The 16,365-nt window shown below is 44.6% G+C and carries 16 protein-coding genes; 8 read left to right on the plus strand and 8 right to left on the minus strand.

The genetic code is table 11. The annotated features are described in order from the left end of the window. Positions 1 to 131: 131 nt before the first annotated feature. Both UYC_RS0134325 and UYC_RS38470 read right to left on the minus strand, forming a co-directional pair. Positions 132 to 2,546 (minus strand): DUF4912 domain-containing protein, encoded by a 2,415-nt coding sequence (locus UYC_RS0134325; protein WP_016876119.1) that lies wholly within the window; start codon positions 2,544 to 2,546, stop codon positions 132 to 134. Between the two features lie 602 nt (positions 2,547 to 3,148). Further along, positions 3,149 to 3,310: a hypothetical protein gene (locus tag UYC_RS38470; RefSeq protein ID WP_157171303.1), complete on the minus strand. Its 162-nt coding sequence runs from the start codon at positions 3,308 to 3,310 to the stop codon at positions 3,149 to 3,151. Between the two features lie 183 nt (positions 3,311 to 3,493). Between UYC_RS38470 and metH the strand changes: the two genes are divergently transcribed. Next, positions 3,494 to 7,099, plus strand: coding sequence for a methionine synthase (metH, locus tag UYC_RS0134330; RefSeq protein ID WP_016876120.1), 3,606 nt, complete (start codon positions 3,494 to 3,496; stop codon positions 7,097 to 7,099). A gap of 443 nt (positions 7,100 to 7,542) precedes the next feature. On the opposite strand, the gene UYC_RS38475 is transcribed toward metH, so the two are convergent. Further along, the gene (locus UYC_RS38475) at positions 7,543 to 7,773 is read right to left on the minus strand and encodes a hypothetical protein (RefSeq protein WP_127011337.1); all 231 of its coding nucleotides are present in this window, start codon (positions 7,771 to 7,773) and stop codon (positions 7,543 to 7,545) included. Between the two features lie 126 nt (positions 7,774 to 7,899). Between UYC_RS38475 and UYC_RS0134335 the strand changes: the two genes are divergently transcribed. The 5 genes from UYC_RS0134335 (at position 7,900) to UYC_RS0134360 (ending at position 10,610) form a co-directional block, all read left to right on the plus strand. After that, complete coding sequence (locus tag UYC_RS0134335) at positions 7,900 to 8,355, plus strand: VOC family protein (protein WP_016876121.1); 456 nt, start codon at positions 7,900 to 7,902, stop codon at positions 8,353 to 8,355. A 335-nt stretch (positions 8,356 to 8,690) separates the two neighbouring features. Further along, positions 8,691 to 9,413, plus strand: coding sequence for an SDR family NAD(P)-dependent oxidoreductase (locus UYC_RS0134345; protein ID WP_016876123.1), 723 nt, complete (start codon positions 8,691 to 8,693; stop codon positions 9,411 to 9,413). 234 nt (positions 9,414 to 9,647) lie between these two features. Further along, a complete protein-coding gene (locus tag UYC_RS0134350; protein ID WP_039751577.1) occupies positions 9,648 to 9,866 on the plus strand; it encodes a type II toxin-antitoxin system HicB family antitoxin in 219 nt (72 codons plus the stop codon). A 104-nt stretch (positions 9,867 to 9,970) separates the two neighbouring features. Continuing rightward, complete coding sequence (locus UYC_RS0134355; RefSeq protein ID WP_016876125.1) at positions 9,971 to 10,291, plus strand: DUF433 domain-containing protein; 321 nt, start codon at positions 9,971 to 9,973, stop codon at positions 10,289 to 10,291. Next, entirely contained in the window at positions 10,275 to 10,610 is a 336-nt protein-coding gene (locus UYC_RS0134360; RefSeq protein WP_016876126.1) for a DUF5615 family PIN-like protein, read from the plus strand. Before UYC_RS0134355 ends, UYC_RS0134360 begins: the two co-directional genes overlap by 17 nt. A 118-nt stretch (positions 10,611 to 10,728) precedes the next feature. Here UYC_RS0134360 and UYC_RS0134365 read toward each other — a convergent pair whose 3' ends face one another. The 3 genes from UYC_RS0134365 to UYC_RS0134375 form a co-directional block, all read right to left on the minus strand. Then, positions 10,729 to 11,460 carry an MBL fold metallo-hydrolase gene (locus UYC_RS0134365; protein ID WP_016876127.1) on the minus strand — a complete coding sequence of 244 codons (732 nt, stop codon included), beginning with the start codon at positions 11,458 to 11,460 and terminating at the stop codon, positions 10,729 to 10,731. A 39-nt stretch (positions 11,461 to 11,499) separates the two neighbouring features. Continuing rightward, positions 11,500 to 11,655 carry a DUF1427 family protein gene (locus UYC_RS0134370; protein ID WP_235082990.1) on the minus strand — a complete coding sequence of 52 codons (156 nt, stop codon included), beginning with the start codon at positions 11,653 to 11,655 and terminating at the stop codon, positions 11,500 to 11,502. Positions 11,656 to 11,809: 154 nt separating this feature from the next. Then, positions 11,810 to 12,703 carry an AraC family transcriptional regulator gene (locus UYC_RS0134375; RefSeq protein ID WP_016876129.1) on the minus strand — a complete coding sequence of 298 codons (894 nt, stop codon included), beginning with the start codon at positions 12,701 to 12,703 and terminating at the stop codon, positions 11,810 to 11,812. A 475-nt stretch (positions 12,704 to 13,178) separates the two neighbouring features. On the opposite strand from UYC_RS0134375, the gene UYC_RS0134380 reads away from it, so the two are divergent. Next, complete coding sequence (locus UYC_RS0134380) at positions 13,179 to 13,382, plus strand: hypothetical protein (protein WP_016876130.1); 204 nt, start codon at positions 13,179 to 13,181, stop codon at positions 13,380 to 13,382. Positions 13,383 to 13,437: 55 nt separating this feature from the next. Next, the gene (locus UYC_RS0134385) at positions 13,438 to 14,733 is read left to right on the plus strand and encodes an MFS transporter (RefSeq protein WP_016876131.1); all 1,296 of its coding nucleotides are present in this window, start codon (positions 13,438 to 13,440) and stop codon (positions 14,731 to 14,733) included. A 290-nt stretch (positions 14,734 to 15,023) separates the two neighbouring features. On the opposite strand, the gene UYC_RS0134390 is transcribed toward UYC_RS0134385, so the two are convergent. Further along, positions 15,024 to 15,899: an RNA polymerase sigma-70 factor gene (locus tag UYC_RS0134390; RefSeq protein WP_016876132.1), complete on the minus strand. Its 876-nt coding sequence runs from the start codon at positions 15,897 to 15,899 to the stop codon at positions 15,024 to 15,026. After that, on the minus strand, positions 15,896 to 16,306 hold the full coding sequence (locus UYC_RS0134395; protein WP_016876133.1) for a hypothetical protein: 411 nt from the start codon (positions 16,304 to 16,306) through the stop codon (positions 15,896 to 15,898). Before UYC_RS0134395 ends, UYC_RS0134390 begins: the two co-directional genes overlap by 4 nt. Positions 16,307 to 16,365: the final 59 nt, after the last annotated feature.

A 16,365-nucleotide genomic window follows, 5' to 3' on the forward strand; every position in this document is an offset into this window, starting at 1 on the left:
GGATTGGTGGTTGGGAAGAAGAGGAAAACAAGAGTGGAGAGTAGGGGCAGTGCCTTGTGTCTGCCCAAGAGTGGGAGAAATTTTCCTTTGCATTCCCCGTGTCCCTGTTTCTGGGTGTCCCCATGTCCTCTTCAAGCGCCCCTATCTGATGGCACGCGAACGTGGAAGGAGCGAATAATCCTTAACCAACGATTATCATCTGTGTAATAACCGAGTTCTGTAATGTAGTCGCGATCGCTAACTTGAATGGGAATATGCTTGTCTTGATCGCGCTCATCACATCCATACTCGTGAGTACTATGGGGTGGTTGATTATCAATGTCAAGATTTGTTACATCATGAACTCGTAACACAAGTCTGCGCCCGCCTTGCTGGCGCGCAGCTGCTTTGTATTCATCTGCAACTTCCCAATAAGCGTAAGCATCTCTGGAGTTACGAGGCACCAAGATAATTCGGCAGTCGTCCTTCATCGCTGGTTGAGTATCATCTGTGCGTAGATGAACCGCTGCTTGTTGCCAAACATCGTCACCACGATTAGACTGTCCTCTATCTACAAATGATCGAGCGGCTTCTCCGATTCCTACAACTGCGGCAGTACCTCCTGCAATTGTTCCGCCGACTTGATTTGCTATGTCTCCAGCTATGTTAGTCGTTGCCTTGGATATATTCTCAACCCGTTCAGAGTTGGCTCCATCGTTGGAAAGTCTGGCTGTACTATCCTGTGAGAAAGTATAGGGAACTTTGACAGGAACTGAACGAGCAAGTTTTAACCAGCGCCCATTGGCTGTGAGATAACCTAATTCTGCAACGTAGTCGCGATCGCTCTCGGCAATGGGAATGTGCAAATCGGATGTCTGTTCATCACATTCTATTTCCCGAACTCTATGAGCAGGCTGTTGTTCTAAATCGATGCCTGTTGTATCGTAAACACGAAGCGCCAACTTTTGTCCACCCTGGCGTCGCAGTTCTGCCTTGCGTGCTTCTGAAACTTCCCAATAAGCATAAGCATCTTTGGAGTTGCGAGGCACCATGATCAAACGACTTTCGTCTGTTGTTAGCGAGCGATCGCTCACCAAAGAATTAGCTGCTGCTACGGTAGGAACGCCACCACTAGGCTGACAGGCAGGAACTCGCACGGGAGCGGAACGAGCAATTGTCAGCCAGCGATCGCTGTAAGTGTCATACCCCAGTTCAGCAATGTAATCGCGGTTGTCTGTTGCAATAGGAATATGCAGATCTTGTGCCCGTGGATCGCAATCAAACTCCTTTGTGCTGTGTGGTGTTTGGCGATCCATGTCTATATCGGTAACGTCGTGTAGACGCAGTTTCAATTTATGTCCACCTTGTTTTTGCAAATCTGCTTTTACCTGATTTGGAACTTCCCAATAGGCATAAGCATTCTTGCAAGTTCGGGGCGTGAGGATAATACGACTTTTAGGAGTAGTGGCAGGAGTAGGAACAGGTGTTGCAACCGGAGTATGAGTGGAAGCGGGAGCAGTAGTGCGCCGACTCAACCACCACAGCAAACCACCCAGTAACGGAATTAGCAGCAACCACCACCATGGAAATTCACGTTGAGATTCTGTTGTGGCTGTGGTGGCGGGAGTGGTTGTAGGTGGAGTTGTTGTTTCGGTTGTAGGTGGAGTTGTTGCTTCGGGAGCAGCGATCGCAGCCGTAGCCCCTTCAACAATTTGCTTATTTTCGGGAGCGGTTGCATAGCCTAAAAATGCTGTTGCCGCAGGACTAGGATCGGTTTTTTGGTAAGCATATCCCAAGGGCTGGGAGAATGGATAACGGGGATCGGTGGGAGGAACATTGTGTAGCGGAACAATTTGGACATTAGGGTTGTTAATAGCCTGATTGGCGATCGCATAGCTAATGCCATCTGTTCCTAGTTTTTCAATCACCGCTTCGGTACTGTCTTTTGTTACTTTGACGGCATTTGCACCTGTTTTAAATGGAGCTTTCTGAAAAACGGGATAATTCTGAAGTGCTTGCCGCAATTCACTATCTTCTGGGCGATCAATTAAGCGAATTGCTTGAGGAGATCCCCCAACTTGCGACCAATTAGTAATTTCACCCCGAAAGATTTTAGCAAACTGTTCAGAAGTGAGGCTATTTTTAAACGGGTTGTCCTTTCCGACAATGACAGCAATTTTGTTACGGGCAATAGGAATATTTGCAAGTCCTTGGGCTTTCTCTGCCTCAGTTAACGAACGAGCGATCGCAGCCAAATCAATCTTTCCATCCCGTAAAGCTTGTACAGATGCATCTGTTCCGTTGTAATTAATATTTACATCTGTACCTGGAAACTTAGCTTTAAACTGTTCTGCAAGTGCCTGATTAATCTTTTCCATACTGGTTGTGCCATCAATCTGCACTTGTGTACCACCAGGAATAGATTGTGGAACAGGAAAAGAAGTACTAATACCCGACGATTGAGCAAGTACAGGACGAACAATAAAAGCAACTGCTGAGGAAGAAGAAGCAGTACCTAAAGCTAATATGGTTGCTACTGATGCCAGCGATATTTGTTGACGCACCATCCTGTAAAACCTATTTTCAAATGTTTCAATCGAATGTGAAAAATATCAGAAAATAACCTTAAAATTTCCTCTAAATCTAGAGTCCCATAAATCCTCTTTTTGTAAAATTAATAACAAAAATCAGAACTTTCATCTCTATTAAATTATGGTGAATATGGTGAAAGTGAGGAATTGGTTTTTCTATGGCTATTTGAGAAACTTACAAAAAGTGGCTTGGCTCTAATTAGAGGTGTGGGTATCAGGGAAGCGTAGACTATTCTAAAAATGGTAATTTTACAGGTTATATGCTTGTGAAAATACCCAAGTTAAATAGAACGTAGCGCAAAAAAGTAAGAATACTATAAGGAGAAAATAATATTTAAACCATAACAATTTAGAGATGCAATATAAAGTAAACCTTAAATTGTAGAAGTTTGACTGATTTAAAATAGTGGATTCATTGTATTGGTTCATTCAAAAGCTTTGTTCGGTTAGGTTGTAGCACTCACGAAAACTCTCTGCGCTTGGGGCGTCTGGTGTGTGAGATGTAATCATAACTGTACTGTTTTGTCGGACATGATATTAGACGATCATGTAATAAATCACACAACGAGGGGATAAAACTATCTTTCCTTCTGCCTACCTGCGGTAGAGGCGACAGCGAATAAGCGTAAGTAGCCTCTTTGCGTTACTGCCATCTGCCCGGTTGGTGAGCGGAGCCGTTCGACGTAGTCGTTCCCGCAGGGTACCACTGCCTTATTTTCAAGATAGTCTCGATGAAACAAGTTTCATTGCCAAGAATGAAAGTGGAATTTTTACTGTTCCCCCAACCCTGTTCCCGACTTTCAAGCTAGTCAACAAAAATTACTAGAGATTTGTTTTTAGTAAACTCGTCACAAAGTCTAGAAATTTTGGAAAATAGTAAATTAAGTCAAAGCTCGCCAGACTACCAAATTTGCTTGGAAAATATGACTCATCCCTTTTTAGAACGCTTGCACAGCCCCGATCGCCCAGTTCTTGTCTTCGATGGTGCGATGGGAACCAACCTGCAAAGGCAAAATCTCACTGCTGAAGATTTCGGAGGCTCTGAATATGAAGGTTGCAACGAGTTCTTGGTTCATACTAAACCCGAAGCAGTAGCAAAGGTTCATAGTGATTTTCTTGCTGCGGGTGCCGATGTCATCGAAACGGATACTTTTGGCGGTACGTCGATAGTTCTAGCAGAATATGACTTGGCAGATCAAGCTTACTACCTCAGTAAAAAAGCCGCAGAATTAGCAAAGCGTGTCGCTGCTGAATTTTCCACCCCTGAAAAACCCCGGTTTGTCGCTGGTTCAATGGGGCCGACAACCAAACTGCCAACCTTGGGACACATCGATTTTGATACAATGAAAGACGCCTTTGCCGAGCAAGCAGAGGCACTTTGGGATGGCGGTGTTGATTTATTCATTGTCGAGACTTGTCAAGATGTACTGCAAATTAAAGCAGCGCTGAATGGCATTGAAGAAGTCTTTGCTAAAAAAGGTGAACGTCGTCCCTTGATGGTTTCTGTCACAATGGAAACAATGGGAACGATGTTAGTTGGTACGGAAATCAGCGCCGTACTGACAATTTTAGAACCTTACCCGATAGACATTCTCGGTTTGAACTGTGCCACTGGCCCAGACTTAATGAAACCGCACATTAAGTATCTTTGTCAACATTCTCCCTTCGTAGTTTCCTGTATACCAAATGCGGGTTTGCCTGAAAATGTCGGCGGACAAGCACACTACCGTCTGACACCAATGGAATTGCGAATGGCGTTGATGCACTTTGTTGAAGATTTGGGTGTCCAAGTGATTGGGGGTTGCTGTGGGACACGTCCAGAACACATTCAACAATTAGCAGAAATCGCAAAAGACCTAAAGCCAAAAATTAGAAAGCCGCAAATAGAACCAGCGGCAGCATCAATCTATAGCATTCAACCTTACGAGCAAGATAACTCTTTCTTAATTGTCGGCGAACGGTTAAATGCCAGCGGTTCCAAAAAGTGCCGGGAATTGCTCAACGCCGAAGATTGGGATGGGCTGGTTTCGATGGCGCGATCGCAAGTCAAAGAAGGCGCGCACATTCTCGATGTCAACGTGGATTATGTGGGGCGTGACGGCGTGCGGGATATGCACGAACTAGTTTCGCGCTTAGTTAATAATGTGACACTACCTTTGATGCTCGACTCCACAGAATGGGAAAAGATGGAGGCGGGTTTAAAAGTCGCTGGAGGTAAGTGTATTCTGAACTCCACCAACTACGAAGATGGAGAACCACGTTTCCTCAAAGTGTTGGAGTTAGCGAAGAAGTACGGTGCGGGTGTAGTCGTTGGCACCATTGACGAGGACGGAATGGCACGGACAGCCGAGAAGAAATTTCAAATTGCTCAACGCGCCTATCACCAGGCTCTAGAATCTGGGATTTCAGCCCGTGAAATCTTTTTCGATCCATTGGCGCTACCTATTTCTACGGGTATTGAAGAAGACCGCGCTAATGGCAAAGCTACGATTGAAGCAATCCGCCGCATTCACCAAGAATTGCCCGGATGCCATATTATTCTTGGTGTTTCCAACGTTTCCTTCGGCTTGAATCCAGCAGCGCGAATCGTCTTGAATTCGATGTTTTTGCATGAAGCGATCGCGGCGGGAATGGATGCAGCTATTGTCAGTGCCAGCAAGATTTTACCGCTGTCGAAAATTGAACCCCAACATCAAGAAGTTTGTCGCCAGCTAATTTACGATCAACGAAAATTCGAGGGTGATGTCTGCGTTTACGATCCCTTAGGGGAACTGACAACAATGTTTGAAGGGGTGACAACCAAACGCGATAAAGGTGTGGATGAAAATCTCCCCATTGAAGAAATGCTCAAGCGCCACATCATCGACGGCGAGCGCATTGGTTTAGAAAAACACCTGGAAAAAGCATTAGAAAGATACAAACCGTTGGACATTATTAACACCTTTCTGCTAGATGGAATGAAAGTAGTGGGTGAATTGTTCGGTTCAGGACAAATGCAGCTACCATTTGTGTTGCAGTCAGCAGAAACCATGAAAGCTGCGGTTGCTTACCTAGAACCTTTCATGGAAAAATCCGAAGCTGGCAATAACGCTAAAGGTACAGTAATTATTGCCACAGTTAAAGGCGATGTTCACGACATTGGCAAAAACCTCGTAGATATTATTTTGTCCAATAACGGCTACAAAGTAATAAATCTGGGGATTAAACAGCCAGTGGAAAATATCATTAAGGCATATGAGCAGCACAAAGCTGATTGTATCGCGATGAGTGGCTTACTCGTGAAGTCTACCGCCTTCATGAAAGAGAATTTGGAGGTGTTTAACGAAAAGGGAATCACCGTTCCCGTAATTTTGGGCGGTGCGGCGCTGACTCCCAAATTTGTCCACGAGGATTGTCAAAATACCTACAAAGGGAAGGTAGTATACGGCAAAGATGCTTTCTCAGATTTACACTTCATGGATAAATTAATGCCAGCGAAGTCTTCTGGGAAATGGGATGATTTCAACGGCTTTTTGGATGAATTTGCCGAGAATGGCAAAGTGTCGGAAAATGGACATAAAAAGCCTGTGGCAGAAGCAGAAACTGTTGAGGAAAAAGCACCTACCGAAACCAAGGAAGTAGATACTCGCCGTTCGGAAGCAGTAGCGGTAGATATAGAACGTCCCACACCGCCTTTCTGGGGAACAAAACTGTTACAGCCTAGTGATATTTCTTTAGAGGAAGTATTTTGGTATTTGGATTTGCAAGCTCTGGTTGCAGGGCAGTGGCAATTCCGCAAGCCGAAGGAGCAATCAAAGGAAGAGTATCAGGCTTTTTTGGATGAGAAGGTGTATCCCATTTTGGAGGAGTGGAAGCAGCGAATTATTGAGGAGAAGTTGCTGCATCCACAGGTGATTTACGGGTATTTCCCTTGTCAGGCTGAGGGGAATACACTGCACATCTACAATCCAGAAAATGTAGAGACGCGACGGCAGTCGCTACAACGGGGGAAACCCCCGCAACGCGCTGCCTCAAATTTCGCGTCTCTCCAACCCGTTACAGCCTTCGAGTTTCCCAGGCAGAAGTCTTTGAGGAGACTATGTATTGCAGATTTCTTTACACCGAAGGAGTCGGGAATTATTGATGTCTTCCCGATGCAAGCTGTGACGGTGGGACATATTGCCACGGAGTACGCGCAGAAGCTGTTTGCAGATAATAAATACACAGATTACCTGTATTTCCACGGTTTAGCCGTGCAGGTGGCGGAAGCGTTGGCTGAGTGGACACACGCTAGAATTCGGCAAGAGTTGGGTTTTAGCGCTGAGGAACCCGATAATATTCGGGATATTTTGGCACAGCGATATCGTGGCTCAAGGTATAGTTTTGGATATCCGGCTTGTCCGAATATTCAGGATCAGTACAAGCAGCTGGAGTTGTTGGGAACTGACAAGATTAACTTGTATATGGATGAAAGTGAGCAGCTTTATCCGGAACAGTCTACAACAGCGATTATTGCTTATCACCCAGTAGCGAAGTACTTTAGCGCGTAATCTCTTAACCCCTCTTTGCAAACAGAGAGGGGGAATTTAGGATGAAATACCAGAAAAATTCTGGATATCAGCAATTAATATACTGAAAAACCTGTATTTACGTACAAAATCAGGTGAATATACGAATTTTTCCATCTATGATCTGATAAAGATAATATCGGTGAAAATTTCTAGATATCCAACCTAAATAAGGTGGTTATACGGAAAAATTCTGTATATATAGTTGAATATTGACGATATCCAGAAAATTTCTTGATATTATTAATAATATGCTCGTAATCCTTTCTCTACCTAAGTTGCTTAGTGTGATATACGGAAAGTTTCCGCATAATTAATAGTTAGCTGGCTCCGCACACAACTCTTGCACTCGCAGATGAGGCGATCGACCTGAACCGAGAAGTTCATTGAGCGATCGGCTGAGGCACGTCAATGAGGCGATCGACCTAAACCGCCAAGTCCCAGAAGCGATCAGTTGAGACAGTGGGTGGAGCGATCGGCAGAACCGCAGTGTCCATTGAGCGATCGGAGATGACAGCGTGAATGAGAGCGATCGGTTGAGAGGGATAGTTAAGATACATGGAGGCGATCGGTGGCGGCATCCAGCTAACACGGCAGTGCAGCGGATTGACGAACGCCGCCTGTGCTAAGTTCGAGGTTATCTGCAACCGCTGCATTTTGCCGTTAGATGATTTTTTGTGGCGAAAATTATAAGATAGCTCATTGTGCGTTAATTAATACAGTAAATCGGGAGAAGATGAACAGCAAGAAAGCTGAAACAAGTCATCTAACTGGAGGTGCACATGAAACTGCTCAACGATATCCAACACTTGACGTTTATCACCGCTGATATGGATCGGCTGATCGCATTTTACGAACGTGTCTTTGAGGCAAGGGTAACTGTTGACTTGGAGGAAGATGGTCTGCGCCACACCTTCATTGAGGTCGGCCCCCATACAGTCTTGCACCCATTCCAGGTTACCGGCGTCGAGCCACCAGACCCTCAGCCGATGTTTCAACGCGGGCGACTAGACCATTTCGCGCTCAATGCGGCAAGCGAGGAGGCGTTCCGTGAACTACGTCGGCGTGTCGTCACAGAGGGTGCGGGCAATGGTGTGGTGACTGATATGGGCTCGTTACTAAGTTTCGGATTTGCTGACCCGGATGGAGGTTGCCACGAAGTGGTCTGGGTGAAGCCGGGCGTCCCTGCCGGAGCCCTTTTGAAGCGAGCTGACTGGGCAATGGTAGAGATAGACTGACGCGCCACCTAACAATTCGGGTGCAGCGGATTGACCAAAGCCGCTTGGGTAGGATGCAAAGGTCTCAGCAACCGCTGACCCGAAACGTTAGACAGATCTCCGTTTTAGGGGTGTTATATTATAAGGTTTAGGATTTTTGGTTTAGCATATTTCCTGACGAAGGAAGCTTTCTTAATCAAGGAGGTGATTGAGTGGATCTGCTAATTCGAGACGCTCAACTCGATGACGCTGAAGCGATTTTAGCCATACTAAACCCGATCATTGAAGTTGGAGCAGCGAACAAAGCCTTCTTCTTCGTTTCACGTTGGTCGGTTGCCGCTCAACTATGCCGTTAGATGTCAATCAAAGCATCATTACGAAATATCGAAATGGAATTAGAGAAAAAGCAAATTCTTGTTGTAGGAGCCAGTCGAGGCATTGGTGCAGCTGTTGCTCAACATTTTGCTCAAAAAGGTGAGTATGTGCTTTCTGTTTCAAGGAGCCAGCCTGTTGCAGGAGAGTGGATTCAAGCAGATATTTCCACAGCAGAAGGGATACGATCAGTTATTGATAGTGTTGGTGAATCTCGCTTGGATGCACTGTTATTTATGGGTGGAGTGTGGGAAGAAGGTGCGTTTACGGAGCGATACAACTTCATACAAAGTCCTGATCGAGAAACTCGTTATGTGATAGCTGTAAATACAATTGCTCCTATTGAACTAACTAAACAACTCACCAAAAATCTTGTTAGATCGAATAATCCAAGAGCTATATTTATCGGCTCATTATCTGGTCTAGATAATGCTGCATCGATCGAGGTAGCTAATACAGCATCAAAATTCGGATTGCGAGGCGCAGCACAAGCTTTAAAGATAGCTCTACGTGATTACAAGATTGGTGTTACAGTTATTAACCCTGGAAATGTCGCTACAGAAGAAGTAATGGCAGATATTGAAGAAGGTAGATTTGAGCAGCAAGTTCCGATCCCTCTTACAGATATCATTTCTGCAATTGAGTGGATTCTAAAGCTTTCAAATGCGGTGAACATCGGAGAAATTAATATGCAACAGAAGGATTAATCGATTAGCATTGTCAAGCAGGCATAGATGCTAAATGCTGAAATCTAACAATCGCGCTGCACCAGAACGTTTTAGTATGGTTGAGTTGCAAAGATTATCCCCGTCCGCTGAGTTCAACCGTTAGACTGAAGACAACACAACAGAAAAATAGTGCATGGCTAAGGAATCGGCTTTGCTCTCATTAGAAATTTTTTTGTAACTAGAATTAAAAGTAATTGTGCATAGTTTGTCAGCATGAACCAGAGGATGAGGCAAGTAATTCTCTACAAAGACGAAGATGGCTATTGGGTGGTGGGGTGCCCAAGCCTTAAGGGATGTATCAGCCAAGGTAGGACAAAGGAGGAAGCTCTTTCAAATATCAGGGAGGCAATTTCAGGCTACGTTGCAGCTTTGGAGGAGGATGGCTTACCTGTTCCAGAAGAGAAGTTTGAAACGTTTCTGGTGGTTGTGTGAGTAGAATATGGAGTAATTTTCAATCACACGACCCTTATAAACACCCCAAAAAAGCCATAATAGGAGTATTTGTAAAGCGTCGTGGCTAAAAGGCGGGTTTATTTATGGAGTCAGTTATTTCTGAACACATCGAAATCACGCCTGGTGTATGTAGTGGTAAACCGCGTATTGCTGGACATCGGATTCGAGTGCAGGATATTGCCATCTGGCACGAACGACTGGGATTTTCACCAGATGAGATAGTATCGCAGTATCCCAGCATCACCTTGGCTGATGTGTATGCGGCGTTGGCATATTATCACGATCATCTTGAGGAAATAAGGCAACAAATTCTAGAAGATGAAGAGTTTGCTAAACAGTTGCAGGCGCAAACTCATTCGCTTTTGTTGCAAAAACTAGGCAATCGAGATGTCCGGGAAGATTAGATTTCACCTAGATGAAAATGTTAGTAACGTCATTGCAGACGGATTACGCCGTCGTGGTATTGATGTTACAACCACCCCAGAACAAGGATTAATATCTGTCTCAGATGAACAACAACTAGCGTTTACACTGGCTGAGAGTAGAGTAATTTTCACTCAAGATGCAGATTTTCTCCGCTTCCATCAAGCAGGTGTTACTCATGCTGGCATTGTCTACTGTAGTCAGGGTAGTCGCTCAATTGGTGAGATCATACGCAGCTTGATTTTAATTTGGGAGTGGTTAGATGTGGAAGAAATGCGTGGGCGTGTTGAATTTATTTGAACTGCTCACATATAGATACTACCTCTTGCTCAAAGAACAAGAGGTGAAAACTATCTAGGAAGCGATCGCTCGATTTAAAAACCTAAGCGCTAGTGAGAAGAATGCGATCGCTAAATATTTAACGCAGCTTACTTGTTTGTCTAGCTCGATCGAGAAGTTGCTTGAAATCCTCACGCCAGCTATCAAATTCTGCGATAAAGTTATATCCGCATACAGTCTGGAGCGATCGCTCAGAAATAATCTCTAGTATCCGTGCGGCGCGATCGCGCGTCTCGTCTTGCAATCCAAAAGGATTGAGTCGCATCCTAGATCCTGGAGGGAATGCATAGTCACAAATAAACAATACCTTGCCATAGATATACATGGTAAAGCCCGGTGTGTGCCCACCAATATGGAAAGCTTCGATGCCATGCTCGGTGAAGTCACCGTTAAATTTTTGATCGACCGGAAATTTTCTGGCAAGCGGATGTTCGGCATCAAGAACGTGCAGATAAACTTTCGCACCCCAGAGATCGCGATACTGGTTGGATGCACCCATAAAATCCTTGTGGGTAAAGTAAATCGCTTTTACTGGCTCCAAGTCGCGATTGAATGCTGATGGACAATCAATCCAGACGGCACCTTCATCTGTTTCAATGCGATAAGCAGCATGTTCAAAACCAAGACGAGGCACAGATAACAACTGCGTGACATATTCATTGACGCGATGCGGTGTGACTCGATAAGTCTGCTCTGCCTCATCCCAAGTGACAAAACGATCGTGGCGTGCTCCGCAGAACGGACAGACATCAGGCATCTCACCAATCATGTTATAGCCACAAACTTTGCAAACCCACTGCTTATAGTACATAGTAGATTCCTCCATAGGTGTAAATTTGAAACTCTAAAATCAGCGAAGCAAAAAGTGTTTTAATTGTTCGATCGACCAAGCACCAAATAGAATCCCCAGCGCTCCTACGAATCCCATCAGAGGAGGTGCAGGTAACGGCAGTTTCAGCCACCCAAACAGAACACCAACGATCCAGCCTGCTACCAGGGAAAGCATGAATTCTTTCATCAGTTGATACCTCTGCGCCTTGTGTCAGGTTTCTATCTTTGTGTAAGAGGCAATATCTGCTTTCTAATAGTGATGAGTTCAGTATGTAAAATCTCTAGAATCAGCGTCTTGCATATTCTTGTACTTTTGAGCAAATTCTTATCTATTTGTTGAGAAATGCTTTAGGACTACTGCCAGTCAGACGTTTGAAGTGATGGCTCAAGTGGCTTTGATGAGTAAACCCCAAAGAATAAGCAATTTCTGCAATACTAAATTCGCCCTGTCGCAACAACTGCTTGGCGCGATCAACGCGACATTGAATCACATACTGATGGGGTGACAACTTTGTGGATTGTTTGAACAACCGGGAAAAATAACTCTGACTCATGCGAGCGATCGCCGCTAGTGTCGCCAATGTCAAATCTTGATCCAGATGTTCGTGGATATAGTCCACCACTTGCCGCAGTGTGTGTCTAGGTAAACCACTAACAATTGGGGACAGCGAATATTTATGAGCAGAATAATGCCGCAACAGATGCGCCATCAATGCAGTTGTCATGGCATCAACATACAAACGCCCGCCAATTCCACCGGACTCCAATTCTGCTTTCAGCGCTAACCCCATGCTGTGAATCAGCGGATCGCAAAGATTGATGATAGGAAGCAGTTCTACATCGCTGACATCGGTTGTCTGGGCCATGTGCTGTGCCAATAACTCTGGTTCAAATGCCAGCACTATAAACTGATGCTCTGTCTGCCAATACGCTTGGGTTCGAGCATTCGCGGGTAACACTCTCACCGTGCCCTGGCTCATCGGATACAACTGGTTGAGTCCTTCAAAGGTTTCAACGATGGGCGATCGCGAGGTGCGATCGTGAACGATCAGGCGATGCTGTGGACAAAAATTTTCAAGCATTTCAGGGGGCGGTTGGCGGTGATATTGCAGGTAGAGTCCACCCCAATCTGTTGAATTATTAGACAGGAGTGCTTTGTTTGGGTAAATTGAAAGACCGTCTTCTCCAGCCAGATTAACCCTCAGAGCCTCGTTTGTCACCATAACTCACAGCCTCCTTATCCAGCCAAGCTACTTAGACGTAGTTGAAATGACTTCATTTTAGCGCGTGACTTCAGTTTTTGAGTAAAGTTTCATGAAGGTAGAGTGTCTATCGAGATATGGATATCATGAGTGAATTCTGCAAATATCTAAACCGAGCGTGGCAAAGACTACCCATACTGAATGCGGCGTGGGTACGGATACTACTGAAAACACTGATAAAATCAGCCGTCGATTAAGTTCTTCGAGTATTATTGAATTTTTAGACTACAAATGTAATTTAGCGTAGTATAATAAAAAAACTCGATGATTAAGCAACAAGTGTTCTGCTTTGGTGTCAGATGAGCGCCCTGCCCTTGGTACAGGCAAAAAGGCCTAGAAGCCCAAATTCAGAGCATGGGCGCATGAAACCAGTGATGCCACCTATGCGATCGCGCAGTTTAGAGGAGTGAGGTTATGTTTGATTTAATAGTTTGCTGTGAAATGTGAATTAATTAAAACTTCACCTGATCGGGTGAGTCGGTTGGGTGAAGCAGATAGAAATCGTGGTCGCTACCCTAAGAAGGCTATGGCAAAAGGAGAAACACGATGTTCTAAGTTTTTTGAGCTAGAAATTGTGCTTGGCATTCTCTACAATCCTGACTCCGACTGCTGTTCCGGCATTAATGGCATTTTTGCATAAATTTTCACGTAGTCGCACCGATCGCTAAAATTGCCGGATTTGAGATATACAACGTATGACAAAACTTTTTTATGCCGTTTTAGCCAACTCACTTGTGGCTTCGCTGACTAATACATTTGTGTGGTTTGCCGTCACGTTTTGGGTGTATCTTCAAACCAAGTCAGTGCTTGCTACCTCAATTATGGCGGGCGTATATCTCGTGACAGTCGCCATTTCTGGATTTTTTCTCGGATCTGTGGTGGATAGGTATAAAAAGAAGACAGCTATGATGCTTTCAAGTATCTGTTCTCTCGTTTTATACTTACTTGCATATATTATTTTTGTTTCTACTCCACCATCAGTTTTTACTGATACTTCTAGTATCATTCTTTGGGTATTCATCATCCTCGCACTTCTTGGTGCGATCGCTGGCAATTTACGGACGATCGCACTTTCAACACTCGTAACGATTGTAATTCCCGAACCAAAACGAGATAAAGCAAATGGTCTGGTTGGCACGATCAATGGCGTAGGATTTCTTGTTGCTTCCACTTTTAGCGGTTTAGTAATCGGTTTTCTTGGCGTATTTTGGATGCTTGTTTTCTCAATTGGACTGACTATTCTCGCGATCGTGCATTTATGGACAGTACCCATTTCGGAACAGAAAATCATTCATACTGAAGCTCACACGAACCATATTGATATTCGTGGCACGATTCGAGTCATACATCTCGTTCCTGGACTTTTTGCACTGATTTTTTTCAATACCTTCAATAATTTCTTAGGCGGAGTTTTCATGTCTCTGATGGATGCCTACGGTTTGTCACTCGTTTCTGTACAAGTCTGGGGCATTTTGTGGGGTTTTTTGAGTTTAGGATTTATCGTTGGCGGGTTAGTTGTCGCCAAGAAAGGCTTAGGAAAAAGCCCGCTGCGAACGCTTTTTTTGGCAAATATTGTCATGTGGATAATTGCCATTTTCTTTACGATTCAGGCGTCCATCGTACTGCTGACAATTGGCTTATTTATTTACTTATGCCTCATTCCGGTTGTTGAAGCTTCAGAACAAACCATTCTCCAAACAGTGATACCGCCTGAACGTCAAGGTCGAGTATTCGGTTTTGCCCAAAGCATCGAGCAAGCGGCATCACCTCTGACTGCTTTTACAATCGGCCCGATCGCACAATTTATCTTCATCCCCTTTATGACAACAGGTGCTGGCGTGGATCTCATTGGTACTTGGTTCGGAACTGGAACAGATCGAGGGATCGCGCTTTTATTTATAGTGACTGGATTAATCGGACTGATCGTCACGCTCATGGCGATGCGATCGCGTGCGTATAGAAAATTATTAGCAAATTATCAAAAGTATTAGTGGACTATCGCATTAATTTTGCTGGGTAAAATAACGAACCACAAAGGACGCATTATACGCGTAGCGGCTTCCCGTAAGGGTAGAACACAAAGGAAGAGGGAAAGAAGAGAAATTGAAAAGTTGATTAACCTATCAAAACTTTTGCGATAGAACATTAGGGGTTTGTCTTATTAGTTCTAAGGAGTTAAGGTGCTCATATCCCCAACTTTTTTCAATAAGTCGGGGAGCTGCTAGCCAACAAAATTAATGGGACAGACTTCTTAATGCTACATTTAAGCTTGAGTAAATTTTCATAAAGGTAGATTTGCCATAATTCGCTTCAACTTCTCTGGATTCCTGACAGTGTAGACAGATTGAATATAACCATCCACAATTTCAAATGTCGTTACGCTGTGAATGCAACCATTAACGAACGTGATTATGCCAGGCTGTGCATTAATGTCGATGATGTGATTAACCGCCTCAGCAAGCCATTTGCTGCGAATCGCCAGCAAAAACCGAGCGACTTTCATTGACCCCTGTAGCGGTTTCAAGGCAGCAGCAACCTTTCCTCCACCATCTGACCAATAGGTGACATCTTTTGCTAGAAGTGCCAGCAGCCCTTGCAAATTTCCCTGGGTAGAAGCTTCCAGAAATTGCGTTGTAACTTGCTCTTGTTGTTGACGGGAAACCGAAAAGCGGGGACGTTGAGCCGTGATATGCTGACGCGATCGCCGCAGGATTTGGCGGCAGTTGGCTGGACTTTTCCCTACCATCTGGGCAATTTCATCGTAGTCATACTCAAAGACTTCTCGCAGCAGAAATACGGCTCGTTCGATGGGCGATAAGCGTTCCAGAACGACGAGAAATGCGATCGAAAGGGAGTCTGCTAACTCGACCTGAGCGGCTGGATCATCAGTGTGTTGAGTGATGATGGGTTCGGGTAGCCATGACCCTACATACTGTTCTCGTTGCACGCGGGCAGAACGCAAATGATCAATGCAAAGGCGGGTGATAATCGTTGACAAATAGGTTTTGGCAGATCTAACCGTAACTTGGGTTGTTTGCTGCCAACGCACGAAGGTTTCTTGTACCATGTCTTCAGCATCAGTAACCGTTCCCAACATCCGGTAAGCGATCGCAAATAAAAGAGGACGATGCTCCTTAAAGGTTTCGAGATGACTCATAAAACCTGCTCTGTTTGCTTTAGACTACTCAATGCCCACGCGCCTACTGCACATCCAAGCCCTTCTGTGAAGAATAGAAGAATAGCAGTGATATGGAAGAGGACACCCCAACCAGTAAACGGAATTTGGGAGATGTGATCGGGACTGATTGCAATGAAATGATTATAAACACCAAATAGAAATGCTCCAACCATTGAACTCAGCAACAACCAGCTACCAACCTGCTGAAATGATGCCCAAAGTAAAATCATGGCAGCGATCGGAGCTAACACAATGATAGAAACGACAAACAGACTTTGCAGCGCAGATAAAGGAACGGGTATTTTCTCGTGGGCTAAACCATGTAGGACTACGACAATAGCATGAATGATCACAGCAATAGTGGCATATCGAACCATGCGTTGCATCTTTACTACTCCCTGAGCGTGTATTGATATGACTGATATTCCGGTTTTGGGAGAATGAA

It is taken from the genome of Chlorogloeopsis fritschii PCC 6912, from assembly GCF_000317285.1.
Taxonomy (GTDB): Bacteria; Cyanobacteriota; Cyanobacteriia; order Cyanobacteriales; family Nostocaceae; genus Chlorogloeopsis; species Chlorogloeopsis fritschii.